We start from the raw sequence: 26,081 nt of genomic DNA, 5'->3' as shown, positions 1-26,081 counted from the left end.
GCGCCAGCCTCTCCCCCTGCTTCCCACGAACGCCCGCCGCGTGGCCGTCGCGGGCGTCGTCACCGTCCTGGCCGCTGGTTGCGACCGCAGACAGTGTCGAGCAGACGTCGCAGACCACCAACATCGGGGCGACGACTACTCGCAATCTCAGACACTCCAGCCCGGTCCAATTTTGGTGGACACAAATACGGTGTCGTGAGACGATCGCTGCTATGGCGATGACGTGGGCAGACAGCGCTGGCGAGCACGACATCCCGCAGGACGAAGCGCTCTACGCCATGCTCTATGCCCACGCCTTGTACGACGACTTCGAGGACCCTCGCCCAGGGCACGACACGAGCCCGCGGCTCTACATCGGACCTAGCCGCTTCGGCACGTTGGAGGTCATGGTGAACATCACCCCGCCGGGGGATGTCCGTGTCTTCCACGTCATGAGGCTTCGCGAGACGACTCGCACCACCGTTGGATATGAGGAGAAGCTATGAGCGAAGAGACTGACCGGCAGCTGGCTCAGTGGGCTGAGTCCGGAGTCACCACCCCTCGACGTGCCGTCACCGGACCGCAGGCCAGCGCGGAGGCGCGCGCCATGCTCGAGGCAGCAGGACTTGACGTCGCGGCCGTCGAGCGCAGAGTCGGACGACCCCGCCTGGACGGCGAACCCCCCAGACCGCACGGCCAGCGTTCGCCCCGCATCAACGTGGCGGTCAGTGACCAGACCAACCAGGCGATCGAAGAGGTCCGGGCCAAGCTCGGTCTCAGCCGGAGCGACCTCGTCCGCAAGGCACTCGACGCCTACCTGGCTGAGGCGTCGGATCTCGCTCACGCCTCCTAGAACCTGCTGCTAGCTCCTGTCGGCTCGTCCACGACAGGCCCTTCGCCCCGCCTACCTCTCGCGCGCCGCCCCTGCGCTCCGCCCGGACGACGCACCCGCGGACCGAGCCTGCGACGACGCGCGCCAGAGATGCATGACCGCGTAGGACCGCCACGGCGCCCACACCTGGGCCCGAGCCGCCAGGACCCGGTGCTCTGACCGACCAGCGCTCTGCGGGCCGAGCAGCCCGACCGCCCGCGCGCCGGAGAGCAGGGCGACGTCGCCGTCCAACCAGGTGTCGGGGTCGCCCAGGACGCGCATCGCGACGTAGGACGCCGTCCACGGGCCGACCCCGGGTAGGGCGAGCAGCGCTGAGCGCACCGTGGCGGCGTCGACGCCGACGTGCAGCTCGAGGTCTCCGTCCACGAGCGCACGAGCAGCACCGACGACGGAGGCGATCGAGCGTGCGGGCAGCCTGAGCAGCCGCTGAGGGTCGAGCGGCTCCCCCGCGACAGGAAGAGGTACACCGTCGAGGATCTGCTCGGGTGTCGGGAACAGCCTGTCGAGCCCCGAGAAGGTCGAGACGCAGGGCGACCCGAGGGCTGCAGCCAGCCTGCTGAGGTGCGTCCGGGCCGCGGCGACCGAGATCTGCTGGCCGACGAGCGCCCGGACGAGGATCTCCTGGGGATCGACGGTCCCGGGTGCCCTGGTCCCTGGCCGTTCTGCGACGAGCGCGCTCAGCGCACCGTCGGCTGCGAGGGCTGCGTCGATCGCGGACGGGTCTGCGTCCAGGTCGAGCATCCGACGCACCCGGGCGACCGCCGGGCCGACGTCGGACAGGGCGGAGAGCTCGAGGCGCGCACGGATCCGCCACGTCGCATCTGCGGTCTGCTCTGCCAGGACCTCCACAGCCCCCGGGCCGTGCGGCAGGTGGAGCGTCCGTGCGTATCTCAGGGTCCCGTCGGCCAGGACCCCGGCCGACTCGACCCCCTCGACAGCCCTGTCGGCCAGGAAGGACAGCACTCCTGGTGCGTCGAAGGGCTGCCGGACGGGGAGGTCGACGTCGAGCCGGATCGAATCCCGCCCGGTCACCTGCGACGGGCCGTTCACGCTCTCCGAGGCCCGCGCGCGGGCGCGGAGGTCGCTAGGCCGTGCCGCGAAGACCAGCTGGACCGTCTCGTTGAACTGGCGCACCGAGCCGAACCCGGCCGCGAACGCCACCTGGGCGATCGCGAGATCGGTCCCCACCAGCAACGAGCGTGCCGTCTGGGCACGCTGCGCACGGGCGAGGGCCGCCGGGCCCGCCCCGAGCTCGGCCACGAGCAACCTGTGGACGTGCCTCGGCGTGTACCCGAGCCTCGTGGCGAGCCCGTCGACACCCTCACGGTCGACGACCCCGTCGGCGATGAGCCGCATGGCCCGGCCTGTGAGGTCACCGCGCAGGTCCCACTCGGGTGTGCCGGGCGTCGCCTCGGGCAGACAGCGCCGGCACGCCCGGAACCCAGCCTCGTGAGCTGCTGCCGACGAGGTGTAGAACGTGACGTTCTGGGGCTTCGGGGTACGCGCCGGACAGGAGGGGCGGCAGTAGATGCCGGTCGAGGACACCGCGGTGACAAACTGCCCGTCGAACCTCACGTCCCGGGCGTCGATCGCGGTGTAGCGCTCGACGAACCGCGGGTCCCCCAGCGAGCAGCCCGGCCCGTTCGCGTCCGGGGGCGCCGTCACGGTGCGACGGTCTCGAGAGGTCGGCACGGCTCCGCGCTCGTGGTGGTGGTCGGTCCTCACGCGTCCATCGTCGCCCCTCGGCGCGCCTCGCTCGACGACGCCCGTGTGAGCAGCCCGTCGACGTACCCGTAGTCGAGCGCCCCGGTGAGACCGTCGTAGGTCCCGGTGGCGAGCAGCTCGGCCGTCGCGTCCCGGACTGTCGTCATCGCGGCCTGCGCGACGGAGGATCCCAGGCTCGCGCGGGCCACGCCGAGCCGGCCGAGCCCTGCCACGTCGAGCGCGCCCGGTCCGACCATGACGTTGAACGGTACCTGGACCGCCCCGGCGAGGGCAGAGATGGTCTCGGCGTCCACCACACCGGGGACGAAGATCCCGTCGGCGCCGGCCTCGACGTACGCGGCAGTCCGACGGACGGTCTCCTCGAGTCGCTCCGCCGGCGCGATGGCCCCGGTCAGGTAGACGTCGCACCGCGCGTTGACGAACAGGCCGACGCCCATCTCGTCCGCGGTCCGGCGCGCGACAGCGATCCGCCTGGAGAGCTCGTCAGGTGACCTCGACCCGTCTTCGATGTTGAGGCCCACGGCCCCAGCCTCGATCACCGCGCGGACCGTCTCGGTGACGTCGCCCGTGCTGTCCGGGTACCCACCCTCGATGTCCGCCGAGACCGGCACGTCGACCGCCGAGGCGATCGCGGCGAGCACGGACACGGCCCGCGCTCGGTCCAGGTGATCACCGTCGGGGACGCCCTGGGACCAGGCGACACCGGCGCTGGTCGTCGCGATGGCCGGGGCGCCGGCGTCCTGGGCGGCCAGAGCACTCGCCACGTCCCAGACAGTGACGAGCGCGAGCGGGTGCGCAGTGGTGTGGAGGGAACGGAAGAGGTCGGCAGCATGGCTCTGAGGGAGGTTCATGCCTGCAAGTACACCGGCCCTGGCCTTCGGTGTCTGGCGGTCATCGGACACCACCGTCGGCAGCATGGGACGCGATGCGCGACCCACCGCGGGTCTTCCGTGGAAGCTCCGTGCGGGACGTGCTGTCGACGACACCTCGGGGCACGAGGCGCCTGCGGCCCCCTCGCACGCGGTGGTTAGGGTGGCGGCATGGGACCCACCGATCTGGCCGTCGAGCAGGGCACGCCTGACGATGTCACCCAGGCCGTGGCTCTGCTCGACGGAGCCAGGCGCTGGCTGCACGAGCGGTCGATCGACCAGTGGCGGCACGCCATCCCGGCTGAGGTCGTCCTGGGGGACGCCGAGCGCGGCGAGCTCTTCGTGGTCCGCGACCAGAGCGGGTTGCAGGCGATCATCACCGTCACCGACCACGACGCAGAGACCTGGGGCACCGACACCGCCCCGGCCCTCTACGTCCATCGTCTGGCCGTGGCTCAGGCGAGCCGCGGTCGCGGCCTGGGGCACGAGCTCTTGAGCTGGGCATCAGCCCGCGCTGCCGACCAGCGCAAGACCTTCGTGAGGCTCGACTGCACCGACGACAACCACGGCCTGCGACGCTTCTACGAGTCCCAGGGCTTCCAGCACGTGAGAGACACGACCGTGACAGCCCCAGGCAGCACCAGAGTCCTAGGATCGAGCCTCTACCAACGGGCTGTGGCCTCGCCCGACCGCGGCCCGGGCCGTCACGGCGACGAGAGGTCGGACGCCCGCCGGACCTGACGTGCTGGGACGAAGGTTCCGTTCGCATCGGCCTCGGCCGGGACCGCGTCCGTCGAGGGACCTACAGCGAGGTCCAGAGATAGAGCCCGTCCCCGCGCCGGTGGGCCAGGACCGCAAGATCGATGACCCGACGGACGAGGTCTGACGCCTCGGGCTCGGCGAGGTCGATGTCCTCCAGCGCGCAGAACGATGCGATGACAGCGTCGATGCTCACGCTCACCGTGGGGTCGGCATCGAGCGCGGGGAGCTCTGCGCAGGCCGCGACCACGGCATCGGGGACCTGCGACAGCTCGTCGAGCTCGAGGTGGACAGGGTGGAGCTCTGTGTCGATCCCACCGACGCCGACCGCCCTCGCGACGATCTCACCGAGGACCTCCAGCTCGAGGTCCGTGACACCCGTCGTCTCGAAGAGGTCACCGACCGGGGTCGGCGGGCGACCCTCGTCGTGCGCCCTGGCGCGAGACATGGCGTGCTCAGGTGATGCGGTGAAGATCTCAGTGAGGATGGACATGCCGACAGGCTACTGCTCAGACCGGAGCTCGTCCGGCGGTCCTGGCCGCGGCCATCGACCGCGGCCAGGCCGCAGGCTCGATCAGCCGCTCGACGAGACCGAGCGAGGGGCACGGGTTCGGAGGTCAGCCTGGTGCGCCGTCAGACCGACGTCTCGCAAGCGATGTCTTGCGAGACGTCTCGTCGGGCAGCTGATGCTGGTCTCCACCAGAAGACGTCTCATCAGGTCCGATGGCGGACGTGACGGTTACGCAGGAGAGAGCGGGCCGAGCATGCCTGCCGAGTCGGCATCCTGCCCCGGGGCACCAAGGCGCCCGGGCGCCCGCGGCGGGGAGGGGTCGCTGGCAGCCCCAAGCGCATCGCGGAGCAAGGTCTCCAACGACGCGACCTGGGCTGAGAGGTCTGCGACCTGCGCCCTGGTGGCCGCCTGCTCGGCCTCGTTCGCCTCAGTCACCCGCTCGACCAACCACGAGGCGAGGGTCGCCGTCACGACACCCAGCAGGGCGATCCCTCCGACCATCAGGACTGTTGCCACCACCCGCCCGGTCGCAGTCGTCGGATAGGTGTCGCCGTACCCGACCGTCGTCATGGTGGTCACCGCCCACCAGATCCCGTCAACGAACCGGGTGATCGTCGCCCCCGGCTGGCCCCGCTCGGCATCGGTGATCGCCAGAGCCCCGCACAGGACCAGCAGGGCCGTGCCGCCAGCCGCGTAGGTCACCACCCGCCCGCGCAGTCCCTGCGCCCCCGTGCGGTTCAAGACTGACAGCAGCGTGACGAGTCGGAGCAACCGCAGCGGTCGCAGCAGCGGGAGCACCAGCACGAGAAGGTCGAAGAGATTGCCGAGGAAGAACCGTCGCCGGTCTTCAGAGACCATCAGGCGCACGGCGTAGTCCACACCGAACATCGCCCAGGTCAGTGCCACCGCACCCGACGCGAGAGCACGGACACCCTCGCTGACTGCGGGCCAGATGATCGGGATCGCATAGGCCACGAGGAACAGCAGCGCCCCGACCGTCAACGGTCCCTCGGACCAGCTCTCCCACCGCTCACGTCGCGACACGCGCACAGTCTGCCAGGTCGGTCTCCACCGACGTTGCCACCAAGACTCGGATCTCATGGGGATTCCGGCTGTCGTAGTTGTCAGTTGCGAGACGCATGCGAACACCACGGACGTCCGGAGGGCTCGACGAAGGCGGCGAGCAGGCACCGGTCGCCAACCTGTTGGGGCTTCGAACGCTCCCCCTACCGAGCAGCCCCTGCCCCGCTCAACCTCAGGATCGTGTCGACGACCTCCGCCACGGGCAGGGTGGTGTCGACCGCGATCCCCGAGGTCGCCACGTCCTCCTGCGTCTGGTGCAGACGCAGGATCAGCTCTCGTTCCTCAGGCGCGTGCCCCCACTCGTCGCCAGGGCGCCCGTCCAGCCGTCGGACCAAGGTCTCGACGTCGACAGTCAGCACGAAGACCCCGTCGAGATCATCGACGAACGCAGCATGGTTGCGCGACCCGCCGCAGAGGAACGTCACCGGCGTGCTGTCGTCCGCGATGAGGCGCCTCACTGCCGCCACGTCCCAGATGTGGTGCTCGTGGTCGCTCGTGCTGGTGGGCACTCCCGTGATCGGGTCTCCCTGGTACGCCAGCTCGCGGTCGCCATGGACGGCGTGGACGCCGCGTCGCTGCAGCTCCGTGCAGACCGCGGTCTTGCCGGTCCCGGAGACGCCCTCGACCAAGAAGTTCTTCATGCCCACGTCGGCCAGGCTAGCCGCAGCGCCCCCGGACGAGCGGGCTGCCGCTGCTCAGCCTGTCGGCAGCCCCGCCTCGGCCAGCTGCGACTCCAGGTGGAACACCTGCTCGAGCCGCACCATCCCCTCGTCGGGCGCGGTGTCGTCGGCGACGAAGAACTCCCCCATCTCCGCCTGCCAGCGCGCGTTAACCCCGGTCTGCGCCATCGCCGCCTGGGCCGCGTCGTAGTCGTCCACGTCGACGAAGCCCACGAGCAGGCCCTCGGGTGCCAAGAACAGGTGGTAGTCGCGCCACCCGCAGTCGCGCAGGGCCTCGAGCATCTCGGGCCACACGGCGGCGTGCCGCGCGCGGTACTCGTCGAGCCTGTCGGGGCGGACCTTGGAGACAAAGCACACGCGGGCCACTGTGGACCTCCTCGCCCTCGGTGTCATGCGCTACATTCTTGTGAATCGGTTCAGCGCGATGTCGAGGACCGTACGTCCCACGTCCTGAGCAGGTCAAGCGCCACTAGTATTCAAGGGCACCCGGGCTCGACGACGCTCCCGGCGCACCCCACGTCGAAAGGCCCACCACGGTGACCACGCCCACTGCGCGCAAGCGGAGCTCCATCAGCGACGTCGCGCGCACAGCCGGCGTCTCCGTCGGGACGGTCTCCAACGTCCTCAACCGACCAGACCGCGTCTCCCCCACCACCCGCGACAGGGTCCTCGACGCGATCGCCGAGCTCCAGTTCGTGCCCAACGGTTCAGCCCGTCAGCTCCGCGCGGGCACGATCACGACAGTCGGCGCGATCGTCCTGGACATCGGCAACCCCTTCTTCACCGAGGTGGCCCGCGGCATCGAAGACCGCCTCGCCGAGGACGACTTCACGCTCATGCTCGCGAGCTCGGACGAAGACCCGGACCGTGAGGCCCGCTACCTGCGGCTCTTCGAGGAGCACGGGGTCCACGGGGTGCTCGTGGTGCCCTCGACCGACGACATCGAGCCGCTGCTCGAGCTCCGCGCCCGCGGTGTCAACGTGGTGCTGCTCGACGCGACCTCGCCCGTCCCGGACATCTCGTCGGCCGCGGTCAACGACGTGGTCGGCGGTCAGCTCGCCGGCAACCACCTCGTCGCCGAGGGCCACACGCACATCGCCTTCGTCAACGGCGCGCACAGCATCCGCCAGTGCGGCGACAGGCACGCGGGCATGCTCCGCGCCCTCGACGCGGCGGGGCTCGACCCGGCTACCCACCTCACCGAGATCACCGCCTCGTCCCTCAACGCCGACGGCGGCGAGGCCGCGATGCGCCAGCTGCTCGCCACGACGACAGCCGGTGTCGACCGCCCGACGGCCGTGTTCTGCGTCAACGACCTCGTGGCCCTCGGGGTCCAGCGGACCCTGCGCGCCGAGGGCATCGCGATGCCCGGCGAGATGGCCGTGGTCGGCTACGACGACGTGAACTTCGCCGGGGAGCTCGCGATCCCGCTGACCTCCGTGCGCCAGCCCACCCACCAGCTCGGCTACAGGGCCGCCGACCTGCTGCTGTCCCAGCACACGCAGGGCGACAGGTTCCGCCACGAGCAAGTCCAGTTCCAGCCCGAGCTCGTGGTCCGAGCCTCGAGCCACGCCGGGTGAGCACCTGACCACCCGCGCGACCCGCACTACCTGACGGAGCGAACGACGATGTCTGACTCTGCACTCCCTGCCTCGACGACCGCTGCCAGCAGTGGCAGCGTCCCGCCGGAGCGGGCCCCGTGGGCACCGATCGGCCAAGGCAGGCCGATCCGCGCGGCGATCGTCGGCACCGGGGCCGTCGCCCACCTGCACGCGCAGGCGATCGCCCTCGACCCGCTCGCCGAGCTCGTCGCCTGCTCCGACCCCGACGCCCGCCGCCTCGACGACTTCGCCGCCAGGTACGCGGTGCCCGGTCGGTACGCGACGCTCACCGAGCTGCTGGCCTCTGAGACGCTCGACGTGGTGCACCTGTGCACCCCGCCCGGCGTGCACCGCGAGCAGACCCTCGAGGCCGCCGCGGCAGGGGTGCACGTCGTCTGCGAGAAGCCCCCGGCGCTGTCCCTCGCCGAGCTCGACGACATGCAAGAGGCCTGCGACTCCGCAGGGGTCGCCCTCGCGACCGTCTTCCAGCAGCGCACAGGCTCCGGCGCCGAGCACGTCCGCGACCTCCTGCGCTCGGGTGCCCTCGGGCGACCGCTCGTCGCGCAGTGCGAGACCCTGTGGTTCCGCGGCGCCGACTACTACGCGGTCGACTGGCGCGGACGCTGGGCCAGCGAGGGTGGCGGCACGACGCTCGGTCACGGCATCCACCAGATGGACCTGCTCGCCCACCTGCTCGGCGACTGGCAGGAGATCAGCGCGCAGACCTGGCGCCTGGACCGCGACACCGAGATGGACGACCTGTCGACCGCGACCATCCTGTTCCGCAGCGGTGTGGTCGCCACGGCCGTGTCCTCGACCCTCAGCCCGCGCGAGACGAGCCATGTCCGTGTCGACTGCGAGCGCGCGACCGTCGAGGTCGAGCACCTGTACGGGCACTCCGGACCGGACTGGCGGATCACCCCGGCACCGGGCGTCCCCGCCGAGGAGGCAGCCGGGTGGGCGCTCCCTGAGGAGGACGAGCCGAGCGGTCACGTCCCGCTGGTCCGCGAGACGTACCGTGCGCTGCGCGAGGGAACCGTCCTGCCCGACGTGGCGTCCTCGGCGGAACGCCCCCTCGAGATCGTCACCGCGATCTACGCCTCGGCCGACGCGGGCGGTCGCCGCGTCACCGCTGACGAGCTGCGCGAGACCAGCGTGCTGTCGACAGGGTTGGAGAGCTCGGTCCGCGACCCTCGCACCGAGGCGGGTCTGCACGCCTCGATGAAGGCCTGACCTCTCTGCCGGCCCCTGGTTCGCCCGGTCGCGTGGCGCGGGGCGGTGCGACGATGGACTCGTGACTCAGAACCCCACACCGCGCCGTCCTGACGTGACCACGCTCGACCTCATCGGCGGTGTCGAGCCGCTCACCATCACGCTGCACGACTACGACGAGACCTGGCCCGCCCTCTATCGCGACCACGAGCAGCGGATCCGCGAGGCGCTCTCCGGGACTGAGGTGCTCGTCGAGCACATCGGGTCGACCTCGGTGCCCGGGCTCGCAGCGAAGCCGATCATCGACATCGTGGTCGGCGTCGACGACATCACCGCAGAAGAGGACTATCTCGACGGGCTGCTCGCGGCCGGGTACGTGCTGCGGGTCCGTGAGCCACGGCACCGTCTGGTCCGCACCACGGGGCGCGACGTCCACGTGCACGTCTTCGAGAAGGACGATCCCGCGGTCCACGAGTACCTGCTGCTCCGCGACCACCTGCGCGCCGACGCCGCCGACCGTGAGCTCTACGAGAGCACCAAGCGGTCCCTCATGAGCACCCGGTGGGACGACATGAACTCCTACGCCGACGCCAAGACCGATGTCATCGTCGCGATCAAGGACCGGGCCCGCGCCGCGCGCGGATAGCGCAAACCCGGGCCAGCGCAGCATGCGGACAGCGCGCGAACTGCGGAGAGCTCCCATCACGCGGGCAGCGCCCGGCCTGCGGTTAGCGCCCGGCCAGCAGGCAGTCACCGACGCCCAGACGAAGCGCGGCCCGAGGGGCTCGCGACGGTCAGCGCAGCCGTACACGACGAGACCGGCGGGAGACTGTCTCGTCCCCCGCCGGCCTCGTCGTGCAGTCTGGTGCGGTCTGGGTCGGTGCGCGGCTGCGGTGCCGCGCGGGCTCTCGGGCTGGGTCAGCGGCAGTTGACCTTGGTGTACTGGTAGGTCGCCTTGTCGTACGACGCGCCCGAGCCTGTCGGGGTGACCTGCACGCGCAGCCCGCACCCGGCGACGTAGGCGTCCTGCAGTGCGTCTCGCATGCCGCCGTTGGCCTGGTTCTGCGAGCACGCCCAGCTGATCGGCCACGGCAGCGCACCGCAGATGAGGTCGGTCTGCGACTGTGCGTCCGCGGCCTGCTGGGCGACCTCCGCCCGGGTGAGCGTGTAGTCGATCGTGTCTGCGGCCTGCGCAGTGGCGGGGACCGCCAGGAGGAGTGCAGCCGTCGCGCCGGCTGCGCCGATGATTCGCTTCAGTGACGTCCTGTTCGTGTTCATGTCTTCACGCTCGCCCGGGCAGGCCAGGTCGTCCAGACCGCACCGCACCCTCGACGGCTCGGGAACGCTGCGCTGGTGCGCCTGACGGGAGATCTCGACAGTTCGCACGGGGGACCCTCAGTGAGACACCACGGCCCCGGCTGCCGCCGCCCCAGGGGACCAGTCCCCATCGGCCCAGGACCCCGGACGCCGCACCCGCGGATAGCGTCGTCCACATGCTCATCGGCTACGCACGCGTCTCGGTCACCCCGCGCGACCGCACAGCCCAGGTGAGCGCGCTCCGGGCGCTGGGGGTCGTCCCCGCTGCCGTCTACGTCGACCGCGGGCTGACCGGCACGGACCGGGACCGGCCAGGTCTGGCCGACGCGCTCGCCCGCTGCGGACGTGGAGACACGCTGGTCGTGACAGCCCTGGCCAGGCTCGCGCGGTCTGTCCCGGACGCCCGCGACATCGTCGACCGGCTGGCAGCAGCCGGGGCGATGCTCCGTGTGGGCGCAGACCACTACTGCCTGGGTGGTCCCGACGCCCTCTCGTTGTGCGACTGCCTGGCCCTCGTCGCCGACCTCGAGGCGGACCTCGTCAGGCTGCGCACCCGCGAGGGGATGGCCGAGGCCAGCGCCAAGGGCCACCTGCGCGGCCGACGCCCGACGCTCACCCCTGCGCAGGAACGCCAGCTCGTCACCACCCTCCACGAGGGGTCACGCACCGCGAGCGAGGTCGCCGAGATCTTCGGGGTGTCCCGGGCGACCGTGTACAGGGCGGTCCGGCGGGTGCGGTTCCCCGGCGACGGCTAGCGCTGCGCGCCCGACGCCTCGTCCGCCGGCCGACCGACCGACTCGTCGACAGCCTGGTCGGCGGACTCACCGACCACCTCGCCGACGACCTCGTCACCAGGCTGTCCCGCCGACTCGCCCTCGAGCGCTCCCGCCACGTCGCTCCGGCTCGCGAGCGGGATGTGCGGCAGGAACAGCGCGACGACGGTCCCGGCGAGGAACATCGGCACGAGGAAGGCGAAGAGCGGGATGAGCGCGTCGGTGTACGCGTCGACCACCCCCGACTGGACCGCGTCGGGCAAGGACCGGACGATCGCGGGCGTGAGGCTCGTGGCGCCGGGCAGGTCGACCCCCTCGGTGCCGCTGAGCGCGTCGGCGAGGCCCGAGGTGAGCCGTGAGGCGAAGACCGTCCCGAGGATCGCGGTGCCGAGGGTGACACCGATCTCGCGGAAGAAGTTGTTCGACGACGTCGCGGTCCCGATCTCACGCGGCGGCACGGCGTTCTGCACTGTGAGCACGAGCAGCTGGAAGAACAGCCCGATGCCCAGACCCATGAGGGCGAGGATCGCGCAGACGGCCCAGAGGCGTGTCTCGTCGCTGACCCGCGAGAGCAGCAGCATCGCCAGGGCCGCGATCACGGTCCCGACGACGGGGTAGATCCTGTACCGGCCGGTCTTGCTGACCCTCGCCCCCGAGAACAACGACCCCGTGAGCATGCCGACGGTCATCGGGATGAGCAGCAGGCCCGACTCCGTCGCGTTGACCCCGTAGGCCATCTGCAAGAAGGTCGGCATGTAGGCGAGCGCACCGAACATGCCCGCCCCGACGAAGAGCCCGAGGGTCGTGGCGACCACGAAGGTCCGGTTGCGGAACAGACCGAGCGGGATGATCGGCTCGACGGCGCGGTGCTCGACCACCAGGAAGGCGGCCGTGGCGAGGACCCCGACCACGGCGAGCACGAGGATCGTCGGCGACGACCAGTCGTACTCGGTCCCGCCCCAGGTGCAGACCAGCACGATGCCCGTCACGGCGACCGCCATCGTCGCGATGCCCAGGTAGTCGATCTTGGCGGTCGACGTGCGCTTGGGCAGGTGGATCATGGTCGCGGCGACGGCGAAGGCCGCGATGCCGAGCGGCAGGTTGACCCAGAAGATCCAGCGCCAGTCGACCGAGTCGGTCAGCCAGCCGCCGAGCAGCGGACCCGCGACGGACGCGACACCGAAGACGGCACCCATGGGCGCCATGTACTTGGCACGCTCACGGGCGGGGACGAGGTCGGCGAGGATCGCCTGCGACGTGATCATCAGGCCAGCACCGCCGAGGCCCTGGAGCGCACGGAAGCCGATGAGCTGGATCATGTCCTGCGCGACGCCGCACAGGGCCGAGCCGAGCAGGAACAGGGCGATGGCGAAGAGGAAGAGCTTCTTGCGGCCGACGAGGTCGCCGACCTTGCCGTAGACCGGCATGGCGATGGTCATGGCGAGCACGTAGGCGGTGACCACCCACGCCATGTGGTTGACGCCGTCGAGCTCTCCGACGACTGTCGGCAGAGCCGTGCCGACGATGGTCTGGTCGAGGGCGGCGAGGAACATGACGAGCAGCAGGCTCGCGTAGATCCAGCCGAAGCGGGGTGCGGCCTCGACGCGGGGCGTCTCGGTCACGGGGGTCTTCTCGGTGCTCACAGGGGTCTCTCTCGGGCCGGAGGGGATGGGGCCGTGACGCTGGGCGACGACAGGCACACCAGTGACAGAGTAGGTCGGACCGCTGACGAGAGGATCTCGAGCAGAGGATCGGCGACGTCCGATGCCCGAGCACGGCACCCAGAGCTCAGCGCTCAGGACTTGCGAGCGAGCCCCTCGGCCGGCGCCCTGCGTCCCACGAGCTTGTTCAGGCGCTCGGACATCAGCAGACCCAGGACCGCCAGCACGGCGAGGAACAGCGGGAACGTCCACATCCCCACCCAGGTCGAGACCACGCCGAACAGCGGCGGCGCCAGGGTCGAGCCCGTGTACGCCGCGGCCATCTGGATACCGATGACGGCCTGCGACCTGTCCCGACCGAAGTTCACCGGGGTGGAGTGGATGATCGCCGGGTAGATCGGCGCGCACCCGAGCCCGACGACCACGAGGCCGACGAGAGCCGGCGCGTCTGCCCCCAGCGGGAGCGCGAGCATCGCGACACCCACGCCGATCGTCACGAAGCCACCGCGGATCAGCTGCTTGTCACCGACGCGGTCGGCGAAGAAACCTGCCAGGAACCGTCCACCGGTGATGCCGATGAGGAACAGCGAGGCGAAGGCCGCCGCCGTCGCGGGGTTGACGCCCCGGTCGGTGACCAGGAAGGTCGACGCCCACAGGATCGCCGTGCTCTCGAGCGCGCAGTAGGCGAAGAAGGCGACGAGGATGAGTACGACCCCGGGGATGCGCAGCGCCTCCGCGAGCGGCACGTGAGCGCTGCGTCTGCCGGACGGCTCGGCTCCGCCCGCCTGCCCGTCGAGGGCCGCCGTGCCGCCACCCGCCGCCTGTCCGGCACCGACGGCGGTGTCGGCACCAGGGGCGACGTCGCCGTCGTCGCGCCCCACCGGTGCCTTCGGTGCAGTTGGTACTGCCGGTGCCATCAGTGCCGTCTTGGCCGCCCTCCCCCACACCGGCAGGGTCATGATCAGCACGAAGGTGAGCACGACCTGCGTGAGACCGACGATCCTGTAGGCGCTCGACCACCCCTGACCTGACGTCAGGGCGTAGCTCATGATGAACGGGCTGATCGACGCGCCCAGGCCCCAGAAGCTGTGCAGCCAGTTCATGTGCCGGGCCGCGTAGTGCAGGGCGACGTAGTTGTTGAGCGCAGCGTCGACAGCGCCGGCCCCCAGCCCGTAGGGCACGGCCCACAGGCACAGCACCCAGAACGAGCCGGAGACCGAGAAGCCGACGAGCGCGGCTGCGGTGAGCCCGACGCTGGCAGCGGTGACGATGCCAGCACCGAAGCGGCGGGTGACCCGCTCCGAGGCCAGGCTCGAGAAGATCGTGCCCCCGGCGATGATCATGGTGATGATGCCGGCGTAGGCCAGCGGGACACCGAGGTCCTGGTGCATGACCGGCCACCCCGCCCCGACGAGGGAGTCCGGGAGCCCGAGGCTGATGAAGGCGACGTAGATGATCGCCAGGAGGAACGAGTACACGGCTGGGGGCTGCCTCTCGAGCAGGACTGATGAGTGGTAGGCACGAAGTCTAGGTGGAGGGATGTCCTCGCAGGTCACGCCAACTTACTGAACGTTCGTTAGACATTCTACGGGGCTGGCGCTACCGTCGTGGCTGATTGAGCATCACCACCTTCAAAGGAGAAGCGGATGTCCTCGGCACCTCTCGGTCCCCGACTCGATGCACAGCTCAGCCGGCGCACCTTCCTCAGCCTCACCGGCATCGCGGCGCTGTCCGTGACGCTCGCCTCCTGCTCGGGCGGCGGGGGCGGGGGCGCCCGCCCGAACCCCCGCGAGGCCGTCGCCCTCGCGCTGCCCACCTACGTCGCGCCGAGGGAGGTCCCCGGCGGGATCGTCAGTGCTGTCGAGGGCATGCCGACCATCTACACCCAGCCGATCCAGGAGTACTACGACTCGGTGACCAAGGCCCCGCTGTCCGGCGGCAAGGTCACGACCTTCCAGGTGCTCTGGGGCGCTCCTCCCCAGAAGGCCCCGGCCAACGAGTACTGGGCCGGGCTGAACGAGCGGCTCGGCGGCACCTTCGAGCCGACCCTCGTCGCCTTCGACACCTACAACGAGAAGATGGCCACGACCATCGCCTCGGGCAACGTCCCGGACCTGCTGTTCGTCCAGGACACCAACGCCGTCGCCGCGAAGGCCATCAACGACGGGGTGTTCGCCGACCTCTCCGAGGTGCTCGCGGGCGACGAGATCCTGCGCTGGCCCAACCTCGCCAACGTCGGGTCGAACGCCTGGAAGGCCTCCGCCAAGAACGGGCACCTCTTCGGCATCCCGAACGAAGACCCGTACCTCACCAACTTCCCGGCCATCCGGTGGGACCTCATGCAGGCCGCCGGCTACGAGGAGATGCCCGCCGACGCCGCAGGCTTCCTCGAGATGATGACGGCTGTCGCCGCCCTCAAGTCGGTCAACGGCAAGCAGCACTGGGGCATCGGCGCCTTCGACGGCAAGCTCCAGGCCGTCGTGGAGTGGATGTTCCGGGCCGGCACCACGTGGCAGCTCGACGACTCGGGCAAGCTCGTCAACGTCATCGAGACCGACGCCTACGCCGACGTCCTGGAGTTCCACACCCAGCTCTGGAAGGCCGGGGTCTACCACCCGGACGCGCTCGCCCTCGGGACCCAGGGCAACAAGGCCGCCGAGATGTTCACCAACGGCCAGCTCGCGATCACCGTCGACTCCTTCAACGGCTACTTCGGCGCGAACATCCTGCGCGACACCGTGGACATCACCGAGGGCGCCGACCCTCGGATGTTCGTCCCGCCTGCCGTCGACGGAGGCGAGATCGTCGTGCAGCGCAACGACGGCTACTGGGGCATGGTCTCGATCTCGGCGAAGGCCGCCGAAGACCCTGAGCGCCTGGCCGAGCTCCTCGACGTCGTCAACTACTGGCGCGCACCTGACGGCAGCACCGAGGCGCTGTTCATCCACACCGGCGCCGAGGGCTACAACTACACGCTCGGCGAGGGTGGTGTGATCGAAGACCTGAACGACGAGACCGCGAACAACGACCGCGCCGCGCTCCAGTGGCTCGGCGCCTTCAAGTCGCCGTCCTTCGTGGTGGCCCCGACCTCGGTCGAGTTCGTCGAGAACTTCCAGCAGACCCTCGAGCCGCTCATCGCGGCGACGGTCCCCAGCCCCGTCGTCGGGCTCTACAACGAGCCGAACGTCAGCGAGGGCTCGAAGCTCGCCGCTGTCGACACCGACTACCGCAACGGGATCGTCTCGGGTCGCATGTCGCTCGACCAGCTCGACGAGTACCGCGACGCCTGGCGCAAGGCCGGCGGCGACACGGTCCGCAAGGCCTACGAGACCGCTCTCGCCGAGCAGGTCTGACCGCCGATGTCCGTGACCAAGGACGGGGTGCCGGCACAGGCCGGCACCTCCCCGGCGGCGAGCGACGCACCGGCCGGGCGCGGCAGGGCCATCAGGCCGGGACGCCGTCGCCGTCGGCGCGACGACCCTCGGCTCGAGCACGTCCTGCGCGAGCAGGCGTCGGTGTGGACCCGCATGAAGCGGGAGCGCTGGACCTACGCCTTCATCGTCCCCGGGATGCTGTTCTTCCTGGTGTTCGCCTACGTGCCGCTGCTCGGCAACGTGGTCGCCTTCCAGGACTACTCGCCCTACTGGGGCATCGGCGGCTCGGAGTGGGTGGGCTTCGACAACTTCACGGCGATGTTCTCGGACCCGCAGTTCCTCGGGGCGCTCAAGAACACCCTGCTCATCTCGTCCCTGCAGATCGTCTTCGCCTTCCCGGCGCCGATCTTGCTGGCCCTGCTGCTCAACTCGCTCATCTCCGAGCGCACCAAGCGCGTGGTCCAGTCGATCGTCTACCTGCCCCACTTCATCTCGTGGGTGATCGTCATCTCGATCTGGCAGCAGGTGTTCGGCGGGGCCGGACCAGCAGCCGAGCTCTTCTCGGCCATCGGGCTCGACAACGTCAACATCATGTCCGACCCGGACACCTTCAAGGCGCTCGTCGTCTCGCAGGTGATCTGGAAGGACATCGGTTGGGGCACGATCATCTTCTTCGCTGCGATCAGCGGCATCCCCAACGAGCTCTACGAGGCGGCGGCCGTGGACGGTGCCGGGGCTGCCCGCAGGACGTGGCACATCACGCTCCCCGGCCTGGTCCCCGTCATCACGCTGCTGCTCATCCTCACCATCGGCAACGTGCTGACCGTCGGTTTCGAACAGCTGCTGCTCCAGCAGCCCGCGGTCGGCGCAGACGCCGCCGAGGTGCTCGACACCTTCGTCTACTACCGCGGCATCGCCGGCGGCGACTGGGGCCTGTCGACGGCAGCCGGGCTGTTCAAGGGCGTCATCGGCACGGTCCTCGTGCTGGCCGCCAACAAGTTCGCCAAGAGGCTCGGGACCGGAGGGTTGTTCTGATGACAGCAGCACCGCAGGCGCCAGCGCCCCTGCTCGACCGCGCGGTCCCGGTCTACAGGCCATCCGGCAAGCGACCCGTGTGGATGGGGACACCGTCCCCCGGGGTCCAGGCCCTCAAGGCGATCACCATCGCGCTCATCGTGCTCGTGATGCTCTACCCCTTCGTCTACGTCATCGCGATGAGCTTCGCCTCGCGCGAGGCCGCCGCGTCGGGCGGGTTCTTCCCGACCGCCTTCTCCCTCGACGCGTACAGGTCGATCCTCGGCGGAGACGTGGTCACCCGCGCGATGCTCGTGTCCATCGGCATCACGACCGTCGGCACCACCCTGTCGATGATCTTCACCACGACCCTGGCCTACGGGCTCATGCGGACCCGGGACGTGCCCGGGGCCAAGACGATCCTCGTCCTCGTGCTGTGCACGATGCTCTTCGGCGCGGGGATCATCCCCAACTACCTGCTGGTGAGGTCCCTCGGGCTGCTCGACTCGTACTGGTCGCTCATCGTCCCCGGGCTCATCTCGGCCTTCAACATGGTCGTGGTGCGCAACTTCTTCATGGGGCTCCCGAGCGAGCTCTTCGAGTCCGCGCGTCTCGACGGGGCGAGCGACTGGCGCATCTTCACCCGGATCGTCATCCCGTTGTCGAAGGCCGTGCTCGCCGTCATCGCGCTGTTCTACGCGGTCGGGTACTGGAACTCGTTCTTCAACGCGATGATCTACCTCAACGACACGTCGAAGTGGCCCATCCAGGTGGTCCTCAACCAGTACGTGGTCCAGGGCTCGGCACTCACCTCGATCCAGGCGCCGGACCAGCCGCCACCGCCCGGGCAGACGCTCCAGATGGCCGTGATCGTCGTGGCGACCATCCCGATCCTCCTGCTCTACCCCTTCGCGCAGCGCTACTTCACCAAGGGTGTGCTCACGGGGGCGATCAAGGGCTGACCGCCCTGCTCAGTCCTCCTCGGGGGCGAGCGAGGCGACGAGTGCGTCGATCGTACGGTGCGTGACAGCGGCCATGTCGACGGTCTCCGGGTCCAGCAGCCACTGGACCTGGAGGCCGTCCATCACGGCGATGATCGCGATCGCCGTCTCGGCGACGTCGGCGTCGTCGCGCAGCTCCCCGATGTCCCGCGCCTGGGAGAGCGCCTTCTGGACCATCTCCCGCAGCCCCACGTACCTGCCGCGGAACCACTCCTGCGCGGGGTGGTCCGTGGTGACCGACTCGGCCGACATCACCGCGTAGAGCTGCGTGATGCCCGGCCGGGTGCTGTTGAGCGCCGCGGTGTCCACGAGGTGCCTCAGAAACTCCAGCCCGACGAGCTCGCGCCCGTGGGCGGCCTCTTCGATGTCGACCATGTCGCGGGTGCGCAGCACCTCGGTGAGGAGCTGGTCCTTCGTCTTGAAGTGGTGCAGGATCCCGGCGGCCGAGATCCCGACCTCGTCCGCGATCTCGGCCAGGGAGGAGTTGTAGAAGCCTCGGTTCGCGAAGGTGGTCATCGCCGCCTCGACGATCTCCTTGCGCCGGCGCAGGCTCCGCGCCTTCTGGACCCCCACGGGCTGCTCACCTGCGGCTACGTCCCCTGCAGCCTGGTCCTGCACGTCACGGGCCTCCGGCTGACTCTGCTCTGATGCCATACCAGCGAAGACTAGACGACCGCCGAGCCCGACGACGACACCCCTGCAGGCTCTCACCCACCGACCAGAGCCCAGCCTGCACCCACCGGCGGGACCCCGCACAGGTCCCCTGACCCGATAGATCGGACGGCCATGTAGGTTGCGTCCCCATCTAGATCGTGCCACCATCTACCTCATGGAGACACCACGATGGCCTGCCGAGTGGCTGCGGAGCGCGCTCGTCGGCGCCGTCCTGTCGCTCGTGAGCGAGGGCGAGACCTACGGGTACCTCGTCGCCCAGCGCCTCGCGGACGGCGGGATGGGTGTCGTCAAGGGCGGCACCCTCTACCCGCTGCTCGCCCGGCTCGAGCAGGACGGCGACGTCGTCGCCACCTGGCGCGAGGGCGACAGCGGACCGGGGCGCAAGTACTACTCGATCACCTCGGCCGGCCGCGAGCGCCTCGAGGCGTACAGGGCCGACTGGGTCGCCTTCACGCAGGTCAGCACAGCGATCATCACCGGGACGAAGGGCACGTCATGAGCAAGAGCACGCACGAGCAGTACGCCTCCGACCTCGCCGAGGCGCTCGACGTCCGCGACGTGCCCGCCGAGGCCGCCCGGCAGATCGTGCGGGAGGTCCAGAGCCACCTCGCAGAGTCGGGCGAGGACCCTGTCGAGGCCTTCGGCCCGGTCTCCCGGTACGCCGACCAGTTCGCCCCGCGCTCGCGGGAGCGAGAGGTCGTGTGGTTCGCGGTCGCCGCGGCAGCGCTCGGCTTCTGCGGGGCCTTCCTCATCATCAGCGGTGTCTTCGGTCTCCTCGACGAGACGGCCACCCTGTGGGGGCTGCCGCCGTGGGTGCGCCTGACAGCGGGGATCGCCCTCGTGCTGACCTTCGTCGGGCTGGTCATCGGCATCGCCGTCCGCTCGCGGCGTCGTGCGGCCGCCTGGCGGATCTGACGCATGCCGCTGCGGCGGCCGAGGCTGTGACCTGCGGCGTCGCCCCTGACCGCGCGTGACGCCCCGATGGGTGCTCTACTCAGGGCAGGTGGCCACCGTGCTGCCGGTGCTTTCTCGAGCTGGCCGGCCTTCGTGGCGTCTGCCTCCGGGGGTGCCCTATGAGAGGACACCCCATGACGGCTGCAGCCCGTAGAGACCGCACGTCCCGATCCCCGCGCGCCCTCGGCACGGGGGCCCGGCCGGTCCTCGCCGTCTCCGTGGTCGCGGTGCTGGCCCTCGGCTCGACCCTCGTCGTGCTCGACCAGCTGCCGGCCGAGGCCGCCGACCCGCCGGTCTCGCTCGGCACCACCGGGAGCTTCTCTGTGCTCGGCGCAGAGACCGTCACCAACACCGGTCCGTCGGTCCTGGGCCAGAGCCTGGGCGTCCACCCGGGGACGACTGCACCCGGCTTCCCGCCTGGGATCGTCGGCGGCGAGGTGCACCTCGGAGACGCTGTGGCTCTCCAGGCCAAGTCAGACCTGACCGCCGCCTACGGCGACGCCGCGGGCCGCACGCCCTTCATCAACCTCCCCGCCGAGCTCGGTGGGCAGACCCTCACCCCCGGCACCTACAGGCTCCCGGCCGCGCAGCTCACGGGGACGCTGACCCTCGACACCCTCGGTGACCCCGCAGCCGTGTTCATCTTCCAGCTGACCTCGGGCCTGACGACGGCGACGGACAGCGAGGTTGCCTTCCTCGGTGACGCCGCCTCGTGCAACGTGTACTGGCAGATCGCCGAGAGCGCCGTGATCGGCACGGGCACCGACTTCGTCGGCACCGTCATGGCGTCGACGTCGATCAGCATGGACTCTGGCGCCACGCTCGAGGGTCGGGCACTCGCGCAGACCGGCGCGGTCACGCTCATCAACAACACGATCACCGCACCTGTGTGCGACGTCCCCACGCCGACCGACACCCCCACCGAGACGCCCACAGAGACGCCGACCGAGACGCCGTCTCCCACCGACACCCCGGCACCGACCGACACCCCGACCGTGACACCTGTCCCGACGGTCGTCCCCTCGGACACGCCCGCACCTGTGACCCCTGCGCCGCCGACGGGCCCGACCCCGGGTGCTGGCGTCCCCCCGGGCTCAGGTCAGGGACCGAGCACCCCCGCCGGAGCCCGACGCACCTCGCCCGCGGTCTCGGACCGCTACCGCGACGAAGACCTCTCTGCGACGGGCGCGGGCTCGACCCCGCTGCTGCTCGCGGCCGGGGTGCTGGTGGTCCTCGGCATCACCACGCTCGCCGTGCGTCGCAGGAAGGGCCAGAGCTGACGCTGCTGGCCGGAACCTCCGCCTGAACCGGCACCTCAGGACTGTCGCCCACGCCGCCGTGCAGGGCGCTGTGCTCGAGCACGTCGAGCGTCTCGGTCGGCTGGCGCCGGGGCCGCAGCCTCGGCCCGGGCCCGTCGGCGACGACGCAGCGACGTGAGCGCGAGCGTCCCGCGCAGCCGGCGCCAGGCCGACCCGTGGGTGCGGATCGTGTGCACGGTCTCGTCGACCGCGGCCCAGTAGCGCGAGACCCCTCGAGAACCGGCGCCGTCGGCCGAGAACACCGCGGCGTCGGCCTGGTCGGCGAGCAGGGCCACGGGTGCCTTCGGGAAGGTCTCGAGCAGCGCCTTCGACGCCTCGCGCCGGGTGGCGTCGGCGGGCGGGGGAACCTTGAAGTCGTGCGCGGTGTCGAGCACCTCGTCCCACCCGCCGCTGATCTGCAGCTCGGCGGTCGCGGCCCGACGGCGACGACGCCGACGGCGCGCCTTGAGCGCGACGACCACGAGCAACGGCGTGAGCAGGAGCAGCAGCGGGATGGCGACGGCGGCGACCACGAGCAGGACGGCGCGCAGGTTCCCCTCGGCGGCGGTCTCCTCCTCGTTGGTCGTCACCGACGGGTCTTCGGCGTCCTCCGACGGCGGGGAGACAGGCTCGGCGGGCGGCGGCGGAGGCTGGACGACCTGCGGCTGCGGCTCGTTCTGCACCTCCTCGTCAGCCGTCTCGGGCGTCCGGTTGGTGTCGGGCGTCGGGAAGTACGGCACCCAGCCGACACCCTCGTAGGCGATCTCCGTCCACGCCTGGATCTCGCCCCCGGTGAAGGTGATCGAGTCGTCGCCGCGCTGCTCCTCGGACGGGACAAAACCGAGGACCACCCGGGCCGTCAGCCCGGACTGGCTCGCCATGAGGGCCATGAGCGAGGCGTACTGCTCGGCGTCGCCCACCATGAGGTCTTCGCCGAGCAGCAGGTTCATGCGGTACGCCGAGTGCCCGGCGAGCGAGGGGTAGTCGTCGCCGTGGCTGAAGTAGCCGGTCTCGTGCAGGTACGTCTCGATCGCACGCGCTGCGCCGGCGGGGGACGTCGCGCTCGCGGTCACCTGCTTGGCGCGCTCGACGACGATGTCGGGCACCTGCTGCGGTGCGGGGACGGCGAGGCTGCTCGCCTGCGCGTCGCCGATCTCCTGGTCCGTCACCGGAGGCGGCACCACCGCGTCGAGGGTGTACGTCTGCCCGGGGACGAGCGAGGTGCTCAGCACACCGGTCCCCGTCGCGTCGTTGAAGCGGAAGGCCTCACGGGTGCGGTCGGCGTCTGGGCCTGAGAAGGTCACGCGTCGGGTCTCGCCGACGGTCGGCAGCCACGGTCCGCGCAGCTCGCCGACCTCGACCTCGACCTGTGCCTCGGCCCCGGCGACTGTCACCGGGATGACGTCGCCGACCTTGCGGAAGGCACCGGAGGCCTGCGGCTCGCCGTCGCCGACGACGTTCCAGACGACCCCGTCGAAGCTGTCCATCGTCGCGACCCTGACGAGCCCGTCCTCGGGGAGGCCGTCGACCGTCAGCAGGTCGGCCTCGCGCTGGTCCTTGATGAAGGCCCTGTAGGCCGACAGCGGGCTGGCGTAGTCGCGCGGGTCGAAGGGCGGGACGATCACGCTGCGCAGCACGAAGCGCGGGGTGTCGCCCGCGACGACAGGAGCGAGGAGGACGCCTCCGCCGATCGAGAGGATCGCGAGCACGGCGAGCGACGGCACCCGCTGCGGGCGCCACGCACCCCGCCGCCAGGCGACCCACACGACGAGCAGGACCGTCATGCTCGCACCGACCACCACAGCGAGGGTCCGCTCGACCGTGCCCAGCAGGATGGACAGCACGAGGACGGCGGGCGGCACGGCGACGGCGACGAGCAGCCGGGCCGTCGCGGCGCGGCCGGAGGCCTGCCGGCTCGCAGCGAGCAGGCCGCCCCCGAGCACGGCGGCGAGCCCGAGCACGAAGGGCGCGACGAGCCCTGTGCCGCTCGACCCGAGCGGCGGCTCGAGGGTGAGCACCTGCTTCCACGAGGTGACGACACCCTGCCCGAGGGTCACGAGCGTGCTGCCCGTCGGGAGCACACCGGCTGTGGTCGTGGCGGGGGCGGCCAGCGGACCGCCCAGCAGGGCGTAGGCGAGCACGGCTGCGGCGAGGGTCACCACGACAGGCCAGCGGCGCACGACCGCGGCGACGGCCAGGACCGCACCGACCACCACGCCGCCGACGATCGCCGGGGCCGCTGCACCGAGACCGAAGACGGGCACGAGCGGGACGAGGGCGAGCAGGACGGCGACGGCGACCACGAGGACGTCGACGAGCAGACCCGCGGCAGGGCGCGAGCCGGCGGGCGCACCGACGATCCGGATGCTGCGCCCCTGGGTGTCTGTCGTCGTCTCGGGCGGGCGGGTCGCGCCCAGCAGGCCGGTCATCCTGTCACCAGCTGGCGCAAGAGCCGCGGGAGGTCCTCGACGCTCCCGAGGGTCGACACCGAGAGCGTGCCCTGCGTCCGCAGGCTCAGCTCGGCGCCGGGGTCGCACTGGACGAACACCGTCCGCAGGCCCGGGGGCAGATGGGACGAGCTGGTCCGCAGGTCGGCCCGTGTGGGCACCGTCCCCGTCATGACGACCGCCATCGAGGCTGACGGCGCGTTCCGCGCGACGACCCTGGAGAGGTCGTGGGCGTCGGCGGCCCGCGGCGTCGCGACGAGCGCTGAGCAGTCGTCGAGCAGCCGGCGCGGGGTCTGGGTCCGCAGGCGCTGGTCCCCGGCGAGCGCCGTGATCTCCAGGCCCTCGCGGATCACGTGCGTGCCGAGCGACGCGAAGGTGCTCACGGCGAGCTCGAGCTCGTCCTCGTGGCGGTAGTCCTCGGTGTCCGTCGACACGGCGAGGGCTGTGTGGGTGCGGCGGGTGTCCTCGAACTGGCGGACCATGAGCGTGCCGGTGCGGGCGCTCGTGCGCCAGTGGATGCTGCGGCGGTCATCCCCGGGGATGTACTCGCGCAGGGCGTGGAAGGACATGTCGTCGTCCGACAGGCTGCGGGTCGACTGCCCCTCGAGGTCGCGCAGCAGCCCGGCGCGGGTCCCGGTCAGCGACACGGTGACAGGGTGGACGTAGAGCTCGACGGGGTCGGTCCACAGCACCTCGCGGCGCGCGATGCCGAACGGGTCGGCGCGGACGGAGCGGACGGGGCCGACGACCACGATGGCGCGTCGGGTGGTCGGGATCGCGTAGACCTCTTCGTGGACGGCGCCCGCGGCCATGCTGGGCAGCGCGAAGCTGGCCGAGCCGATGCCGACGGGCAGCTCGATGCGGGCCGGGAGCAGACGGCGACGGCCGACGTTGCGCACCTCGATGCGACCCATCGCGCGCTCGCCGACGGTCACGGCGTCGTCGGCGAGGTCGACGTCGACCGCGTAGTGCGAGCGCCCGACAGTCATCGCGGCCGAGACGAGCACGGCGACTGCGAGCACGCAGGCGGCGACGACGAGCTCGGCCCACCCGTAGCGGCGGCCGACGACGAGCGTGACCGCCGCGGCCACGACCATGCCCCACCCGAGGCCTGTGAGGCCTCCCGTCCTGGCCCGCACCCCGCGCACGGCGGAGCGCGCGAGACGACCTGTCGAGCCCCTCCTGCCGCCGAGGGCTGCGGGTCCGCTCACGTCAGACGGCCCGCTCCGTCGGAGGGACGGTCTCGCCGAGGATCCGCTCGACGATCTCCTCGGGGGTCACACCCGCGAACTCGGCCTCGACGTCGAGCACCAGGCGGTGCGAGAGGACGGCGACGGCGAGCTCTTTGACGTCGTCCGGGATGACGTAGGCACGGCCCTGGGCGGCGGCCCACACCTTGGCGCAGCGCACGAGCGCGAGGCAGCCGCGGACGCTCACCCCGAGGCGGGTCTCGGCGTCGGTGCGCGTGGCCTCGGCGAGGCGGGCGACGTAGTCGTTGATCGAGGTGTCGACGTAGACGGTGGCCGCGAGGTCGGCCATGCTCGCGACGGCCGCCGAGGTGATGACCGACGTGATGGCCGACGTCCGGTCGCGGGCGGCCGACCCTGCGAGGATCTGGACCGTCGACGCGTGGTCGGGGTAGCCGAGCGAGGTCTTCATGAGGAACCTGTCGAGCTGCGCCTCGGGCAGGCGGTACGTGCCAGCCTGCTCGATGGGGTTCTGCGTCGCGATGACCATGAACGGTCGCCCGACGGGGTACGAGGTCCCGTCGACGGTCACCCGTGACTCCTCCATGACCTCGAGGAGGGCCGACTGGGTCTTCGGCGAGGCGCGGTTGATCTCGTCAGCGAGGACCACCGAGGCGAAGATCGGGCCCTTGTGGAACTCGAAGACGCTCGTCTTCTGGTCGTAGATCGTCACACCCGTGACGTCCGAGGGCAGGAGGTCGGGCGTGAACTGGATGCGGTGGTGCGTGCCGTCGACGGTCGCGGCGAGCGCCCTGGCCAGCATCGTCTTGCCCGTGCCCGGGGCGTCCTCGAGCAGGATGTGGCCCTCGGCGAGCATGGCCGTGAGCGTCAGGCGCACCACGTGCGTCTTGCCCAGGACAGCCACGCCGACGTTGTCGACGAGCGTGCTGAAGGTCTGGGCGAACCAGGCCGCCTGCTCGGCCGTCATGGGGCCGGGCGTCGCGTTCGAGGTCATCGGGAGGTGCTGCTTTCTGTCGGGGGCAGCGAGGCTGCTGGTCTGTCGGACGTC

The 26,081-nt window shown here is 70.8% G+C and carries 26 protein-coding genes; 13 read left to right on the top strand and 13 right to left on the bottom strand.

Annotated features, from left to right (window positions below; genetic code table 11):
* Window positions 1-212 precede the first annotated feature (212 nt).
* Both HZZ10_RS06280 and HZZ10_RS06275 read left to right on the top strand, forming a co-directional pair.
* Window positions 213-485, top strand: a complete 273-nt coding sequence (locus HZZ10_RS06280; RefSeq protein WP_056136102.1) for a hypothetical protein — start codon at window positions 213-215, stop codon at window positions 483-485.
* Entirely contained in the window at window positions 482-832 is a 351-nt protein-coding gene (locus HZZ10_RS06275) for a ribbon-helix-helix protein, CopG family (RefSeq protein ID WP_056136100.1), read from the top strand. Before HZZ10_RS06280 ends, HZZ10_RS06275 begins: the two co-directional genes overlap by 4 nt.
* 51 nt (window positions 833-883) lie before the next feature.
* On the opposite strand, the gene HZZ10_RS06270 is transcribed toward HZZ10_RS06275, so the two are convergent.
* On the bottom strand, window positions 884-2,536 hold the full coding sequence (locus HZZ10_RS06270) for a DNA-3-methyladenine glycosylase 2 family protein (RefSeq protein WP_308507506.1): 1,653 nt from the start codon (window positions 2,534-2,536) through the stop codon (window positions 884-886).
* A gap of 56 nt (window positions 2,537-2,592) precedes the next feature.
* Window positions 2,593-3,447, bottom strand: a complete 855-nt coding sequence (locus tag HZZ10_RS06265; protein WP_179912864.1) for an isocitrate lyase/PEP mutase family protein — start codon at window positions 3,445-3,447, stop codon at window positions 2,593-2,595.
* Window positions 3,448-3,636: 189 nt separating this feature from the next.
* Between HZZ10_RS06265 and HZZ10_RS06260 the strand changes: the two genes are divergently transcribed.
* Complete coding sequence (locus HZZ10_RS06260; RefSeq protein WP_179912863.1) at window positions 3,637-4,206, top strand: GNAT family N-acetyltransferase; 570 nt, start codon at window positions 3,637-3,639, stop codon at window positions 4,204-4,206.
* A gap of 61 nt (window positions 4,207-4,267) precedes the next feature.
* Here HZZ10_RS06260 and HZZ10_RS06255 read toward each other — a convergent pair whose 3' ends face one another.
* From HZZ10_RS06255 to HZZ10_RS06240, 4 genes are all read right to left on the bottom strand, one after another.
* Window positions 4,268-4,717 (bottom strand): hypothetical protein, encoded by a 450-nt coding sequence (locus HZZ10_RS06255; protein ID WP_179912862.1) that lies wholly within the window; start codon window positions 4,715-4,717, stop codon window positions 4,268-4,270.
* Window positions 4,718-4,963: 246 nt separating this feature from the next.
* The gene (locus HZZ10_RS06250; RefSeq protein ID WP_235533974.1) at window positions 4,964-5,779 is read right to left on the bottom strand and encodes a potassium channel family protein; all 816 of its coding nucleotides are present in this window, start codon (window positions 5,777-5,779) and stop codon (window positions 4,964-4,966) included.
* Between the two features lie 182 nt (window positions 5,780-5,961).
* A complete protein-coding gene (locus tag HZZ10_RS06245; RefSeq protein ID WP_218928498.1) occupies window positions 5,962-6,459 on the bottom strand; it encodes an AAA family ATPase in 498 nt (165 codons plus the stop codon).
* Between the two features lie 54 nt (window positions 6,460-6,513).
* Window positions 6,514-6,855, bottom strand: a complete 342-nt coding sequence (locus tag HZZ10_RS06240) for an L-rhamnose mutarotase (protein WP_308507505.1) — start codon at window positions 6,853-6,855, stop codon at window positions 6,514-6,516.
* Window positions 6,856-7,034: 179 nt separating this feature from the next.
* On the opposite strand from HZZ10_RS06240, the gene HZZ10_RS06235 reads away from it, so the two are divergent.
* The 3 genes from HZZ10_RS06235 to HZZ10_RS06225 all read left to right on the top strand — a co-directional run bounded on the left by HZZ10_RS06235 (window position 7,035) and on the right by HZZ10_RS06225 (window position 9,957).
* On the top strand, window positions 7,035-8,078 hold the full coding sequence (locus tag HZZ10_RS06235) for a LacI family DNA-binding transcriptional regulator (RefSeq protein ID WP_179912860.1): 1,044 nt from the start codon (window positions 7,035-7,037) through the stop codon (window positions 8,076-8,078).
* Window positions 8,079-8,126: 48 nt separating this feature from the next.
* A complete protein-coding gene (locus HZZ10_RS06230; protein WP_179912859.1) occupies window positions 8,127-9,332 on the top strand; it encodes a Gfo/Idh/MocA family protein in 1,206 nt (401 codons plus the stop codon).
* A 61-nt stretch (window positions 9,333-9,393) separates the two neighbouring features.
* On the top strand, window positions 9,394-9,957 hold the full coding sequence (locus HZZ10_RS06225) for a GrpB family protein (RefSeq protein WP_179912858.1): 564 nt from the start codon (window positions 9,394-9,396) through the stop codon (window positions 9,955-9,957).
* Between the two features lie 272 nt (window positions 9,958-10,229).
* Here HZZ10_RS06225 and HZZ10_RS06220 read toward each other — a convergent pair whose 3' ends face one another.
* The gene (locus HZZ10_RS06220; protein ID WP_056136076.1) at window positions 10,230-10,589 is read right to left on the bottom strand and encodes a hypothetical protein; all 360 of its coding nucleotides are present in this window, start codon (window positions 10,587-10,589) and stop codon (window positions 10,230-10,232) included.
* 215 nt (window positions 10,590-10,804) lie between these two features.
* On the opposite strand from HZZ10_RS06220, the gene HZZ10_RS06215 reads away from it, so the two are divergent.
* Window positions 10,805-11,383: a recombinase family protein gene (locus HZZ10_RS06215; protein ID WP_056136072.1), complete on the top strand. Its 579-nt coding sequence runs from the start codon at window positions 10,805-10,807 to the stop codon at window positions 11,381-11,383.
* Here HZZ10_RS06215 and HZZ10_RS06210 read toward each other — a convergent pair.
* Window positions 11,380-13,044 (bottom strand): MDR family MFS transporter, encoded by a 1,665-nt coding sequence (locus HZZ10_RS06210; RefSeq protein ID WP_308507504.1) that lies wholly within the window; start codon window positions 13,042-13,044, stop codon window positions 11,380-11,382. The genes HZZ10_RS06215 and HZZ10_RS06210 overlap by 4 nt on opposite strands.
* A 152-nt stretch (window positions 13,045-13,196) precedes the next feature.
* Complete coding sequence (locus tag HZZ10_RS06205; RefSeq protein WP_179912857.1) at window positions 13,197-14,540, bottom strand: MFS transporter; 1,344 nt, start codon at window positions 14,538-14,540, stop codon at window positions 13,197-13,199.
* A gap of 168 nt (window positions 14,541-14,708) precedes the next feature.
* On the opposite strand from HZZ10_RS06205, the gene HZZ10_RS06200 reads away from it, so the two are divergent.
* Genes HZZ10_RS06200 through HZZ10_RS06190 form a run of 3 tightly spaced genes read left to right on the top strand, consistent with a single transcriptional unit; the run spans window position 14,709 to window position 18,412 of the window.
* Complete coding sequence (locus HZZ10_RS06200) at window positions 14,709-16,415, top strand: extracellular solute-binding protein (protein WP_179912856.1); 1,707 nt, start codon at window positions 14,709-14,711, stop codon at window positions 16,413-16,415.
* Between the two features lie 6 nt (window positions 16,416-16,421).
* Window positions 16,422-17,471: an ABC transporter permease gene (locus HZZ10_RS06195; RefSeq protein WP_179912855.1), complete on the top strand. Its 1,050-nt coding sequence runs from the start codon at window positions 16,422-16,424 to the stop codon at window positions 17,469-17,471.
* Window positions 17,471-18,412, top strand: coding sequence for a carbohydrate ABC transporter permease (locus HZZ10_RS06190; protein ID WP_179912854.1), 942 nt, complete (start codon window positions 17,471-17,473; stop codon window positions 18,410-18,412). The genes HZZ10_RS06195 and HZZ10_RS06190 overlap by 1 nt, the downstream gene beginning before the upstream one ends.
* Window positions 18,413-18,421: 9 nt before the next feature.
* Here the strand turns inward: HZZ10_RS06190 and HZZ10_RS06185 are convergent, their stop codons facing one another.
* Window positions 18,422-19,105: a TetR/AcrR family transcriptional regulator gene (locus tag HZZ10_RS06185; RefSeq protein WP_179912853.1), complete on the bottom strand. Its 684-nt coding sequence runs from the start codon at window positions 19,103-19,105 to the stop codon at window positions 18,422-18,424.
* A gap of 175 nt (window positions 19,106-19,280) precedes the next feature.
* Between HZZ10_RS06185 and HZZ10_RS06180 the strand changes: the two genes are divergently transcribed.
* The 3 genes from HZZ10_RS06180 (at window position 19,281) to HZZ10_RS06170 (ending at window position 21,360) form a co-directional block, all read left to right on the top strand.
* Window positions 19,281-19,625: a PadR family transcriptional regulator gene (locus HZZ10_RS06180; protein WP_179912852.1), complete on the top strand. Its 345-nt coding sequence runs from the start codon at window positions 19,281-19,283 to the stop codon at window positions 19,623-19,625.
* The gene (locus tag HZZ10_RS06175) at window positions 19,622-20,041 is read left to right on the top strand and encodes a hypothetical protein (protein WP_179912851.1); all 420 of its coding nucleotides are present in this window, start codon (window positions 19,622-19,624) and stop codon (window positions 20,039-20,041) included. Before HZZ10_RS06180 ends, HZZ10_RS06175 begins: the two co-directional genes overlap by 4 nt.
* Before the next feature lie 173 nt (window positions 20,042-20,214).
* Window positions 20,215-21,360, top strand: a complete 1,146-nt coding sequence (locus tag HZZ10_RS06170) for an ice-binding family protein (RefSeq protein WP_179912850.1) — start codon at window positions 20,215-20,217, stop codon at window positions 21,358-21,360.
* 35 nt (window positions 21,361-21,395) lie between these two features.
* Here HZZ10_RS06170 and HZZ10_RS06165 read toward each other — a convergent pair whose 3' ends face one another.
* Genes HZZ10_RS06165 through HZZ10_RS06155 form a run of 3 tightly spaced genes read right to left on the bottom strand, consistent with a single transcriptional unit; the run spans window position 21,396 to window position 26,027 of the window.
* Window positions 21,396-23,807 (bottom strand): transglutaminase TgpA family protein, encoded by a 2,412-nt coding sequence (locus HZZ10_RS06165; RefSeq protein ID WP_179912849.1) that lies wholly within the window; start codon window positions 23,805-23,807, stop codon window positions 21,396-21,398.
* Complete coding sequence (locus HZZ10_RS06160) at window positions 23,804-25,036, bottom strand: DUF58 domain-containing protein (protein ID WP_179912848.1); 1,233 nt, start codon at window positions 25,034-25,036, stop codon at window positions 23,804-23,806. The genes HZZ10_RS06165 and HZZ10_RS06160 overlap by 4 nt, the downstream gene beginning before the upstream one ends.
* Window position 25,037: 1 nt before the next feature.
* On the bottom strand, window positions 25,038-26,027 hold the full coding sequence (locus HZZ10_RS06155; RefSeq protein ID WP_228087168.1) for an AAA family ATPase: 990 nt from the start codon (window positions 26,025-26,027) through the stop codon (window positions 25,038-25,040).
* Between the last annotated feature and the right edge of the window lie 54 nt (window positions 26,028-26,081).

The organism is Sanguibacter inulinus (genome assembly GCF_013415325.1).
In the GTDB taxonomy this organism is placed as follows: Bacteria; Actinomycetota; Actinomycetes; order Actinomycetales; family Cellulomonadaceae; genus Sanguibacter; species Sanguibacter inulinus.
The sequence above is the reverse complement of the archived record's forward strand: the minus strand, read 5'-3'. Positions and strand labels throughout refer to the sequence as shown.

Bases quoted from the DNA above. Each gene is read 5' to 3' on its own strand.
- HZZ10_RS06185 (WP_179912853.1), bottom strand. From the start codon at position 19,105: ATGGCATCAGAGCAGAGTCAGCCGGAGGCCCGTGACGTGCAGGACCAG.
- HZZ10_RS06260 (WP_179912863.1), top strand. From the start codon at position 3,637: ATGGGACCCACCGATCTGGCCGTCGAGCAGGGCACGCCTGACGATGTC.
- HZZ10_RS06190 (WP_179912854.1), top strand. From the start codon at position 17,471: ATGACAGCAGCACCGCAGGCGCCAGCGCCCCTGCTCGACCGCGCGGTC.
- HZZ10_RS06175 (WP_179912851.1), top strand. From the start codon at position 19,622: ATGAGCAAGAGCACGCACGAGCAGTACGCCTCCGACCTCGCCGAGGCG.
- HZZ10_RS06265 (WP_179912864.1), bottom strand. From the start codon at position 3,447: ATGAACCTCCCTCAGAGCCATGCTGCCGACCTCTTCCGTTCCCTCCAC.
- HZZ10_RS06195 (WP_179912855.1), top strand. From the start codon at position 16,422: ATGTCCGTGACCAAGGACGGGGTGCCGGCACAGGCCGGCACCTCCCCG.
- HZZ10_RS06230 (WP_179912859.1), top strand. From the start codon at position 8,127: ATGTCTGACTCTGCACTCCCTGCCTCGACGACCGCTGCCAGCAGTGGC.
- HZZ10_RS06220 (WP_056136076.1), bottom strand. From the start codon at position 10,589: ATGAACACGAACAGGACGTCACTGAAGCGAATCATCGGCGCAGCCGGC.
- HZZ10_RS06180 (WP_179912852.1), top strand. From the start codon at position 19,281: ATGGAGACACCACGATGGCCTGCCGAGTGGCTGCGGAGCGCGCTCGTC.
- HZZ10_RS06280 (WP_056136102.1), top strand. From the start codon at position 213: ATGGCGATGACGTGGGCAGACAGCGCTGGCGAGCACGACATCCCGCAG.
- HZZ10_RS06275 (WP_056136100.1), top strand. From the start codon at position 482: ATGAGCGAAGAGACTGACCGGCAGCTGGCTCAGTGGGCTGAGTCCGGA.
- HZZ10_RS06155 (WP_228087168.1), bottom strand. From the start codon at position 26,027: ATGACCTCGAACGCGACGCCCGGCCCCATGACGGCCGAGCAGGCGGCC.
- HZZ10_RS06165 (WP_179912849.1), bottom strand. From the start codon at position 23,807: ATGACCGGCCTGCTGGGCGCGACCCGCCCGCCCGAGACGACGACAGAC.
- HZZ10_RS06170 (WP_179912850.1), top strand. From the start codon at position 20,215: ATGACGGCTGCAGCCCGTAGAGACCGCACGTCCCGATCCCCGCGCGCC.
- HZZ10_RS06255 (WP_179912862.1), bottom strand. From the start codon at position 4,717: ATGTCCATCCTCACTGAGATCTTCACCGCATCACCTGAGCACGCCATG.
- HZZ10_RS06215 (WP_056136072.1), top strand. From the start codon at position 10,805: ATGCTCATCGGCTACGCACGCGTCTCGGTCACCCCGCGCGACCGCACA.
- HZZ10_RS06245 (WP_218928498.1), bottom strand. From the start codon at position 6,459: ATGAAGAACTTCTTGGTCGAGGGCGTCTCCGGGACCGGCAAGACCGCG.
- HZZ10_RS06200 (WP_179912856.1), top strand. From the start codon at position 14,709: ATGTCCTCGGCACCTCTCGGTCCCCGACTCGATGCACAGCTCAGCCGG.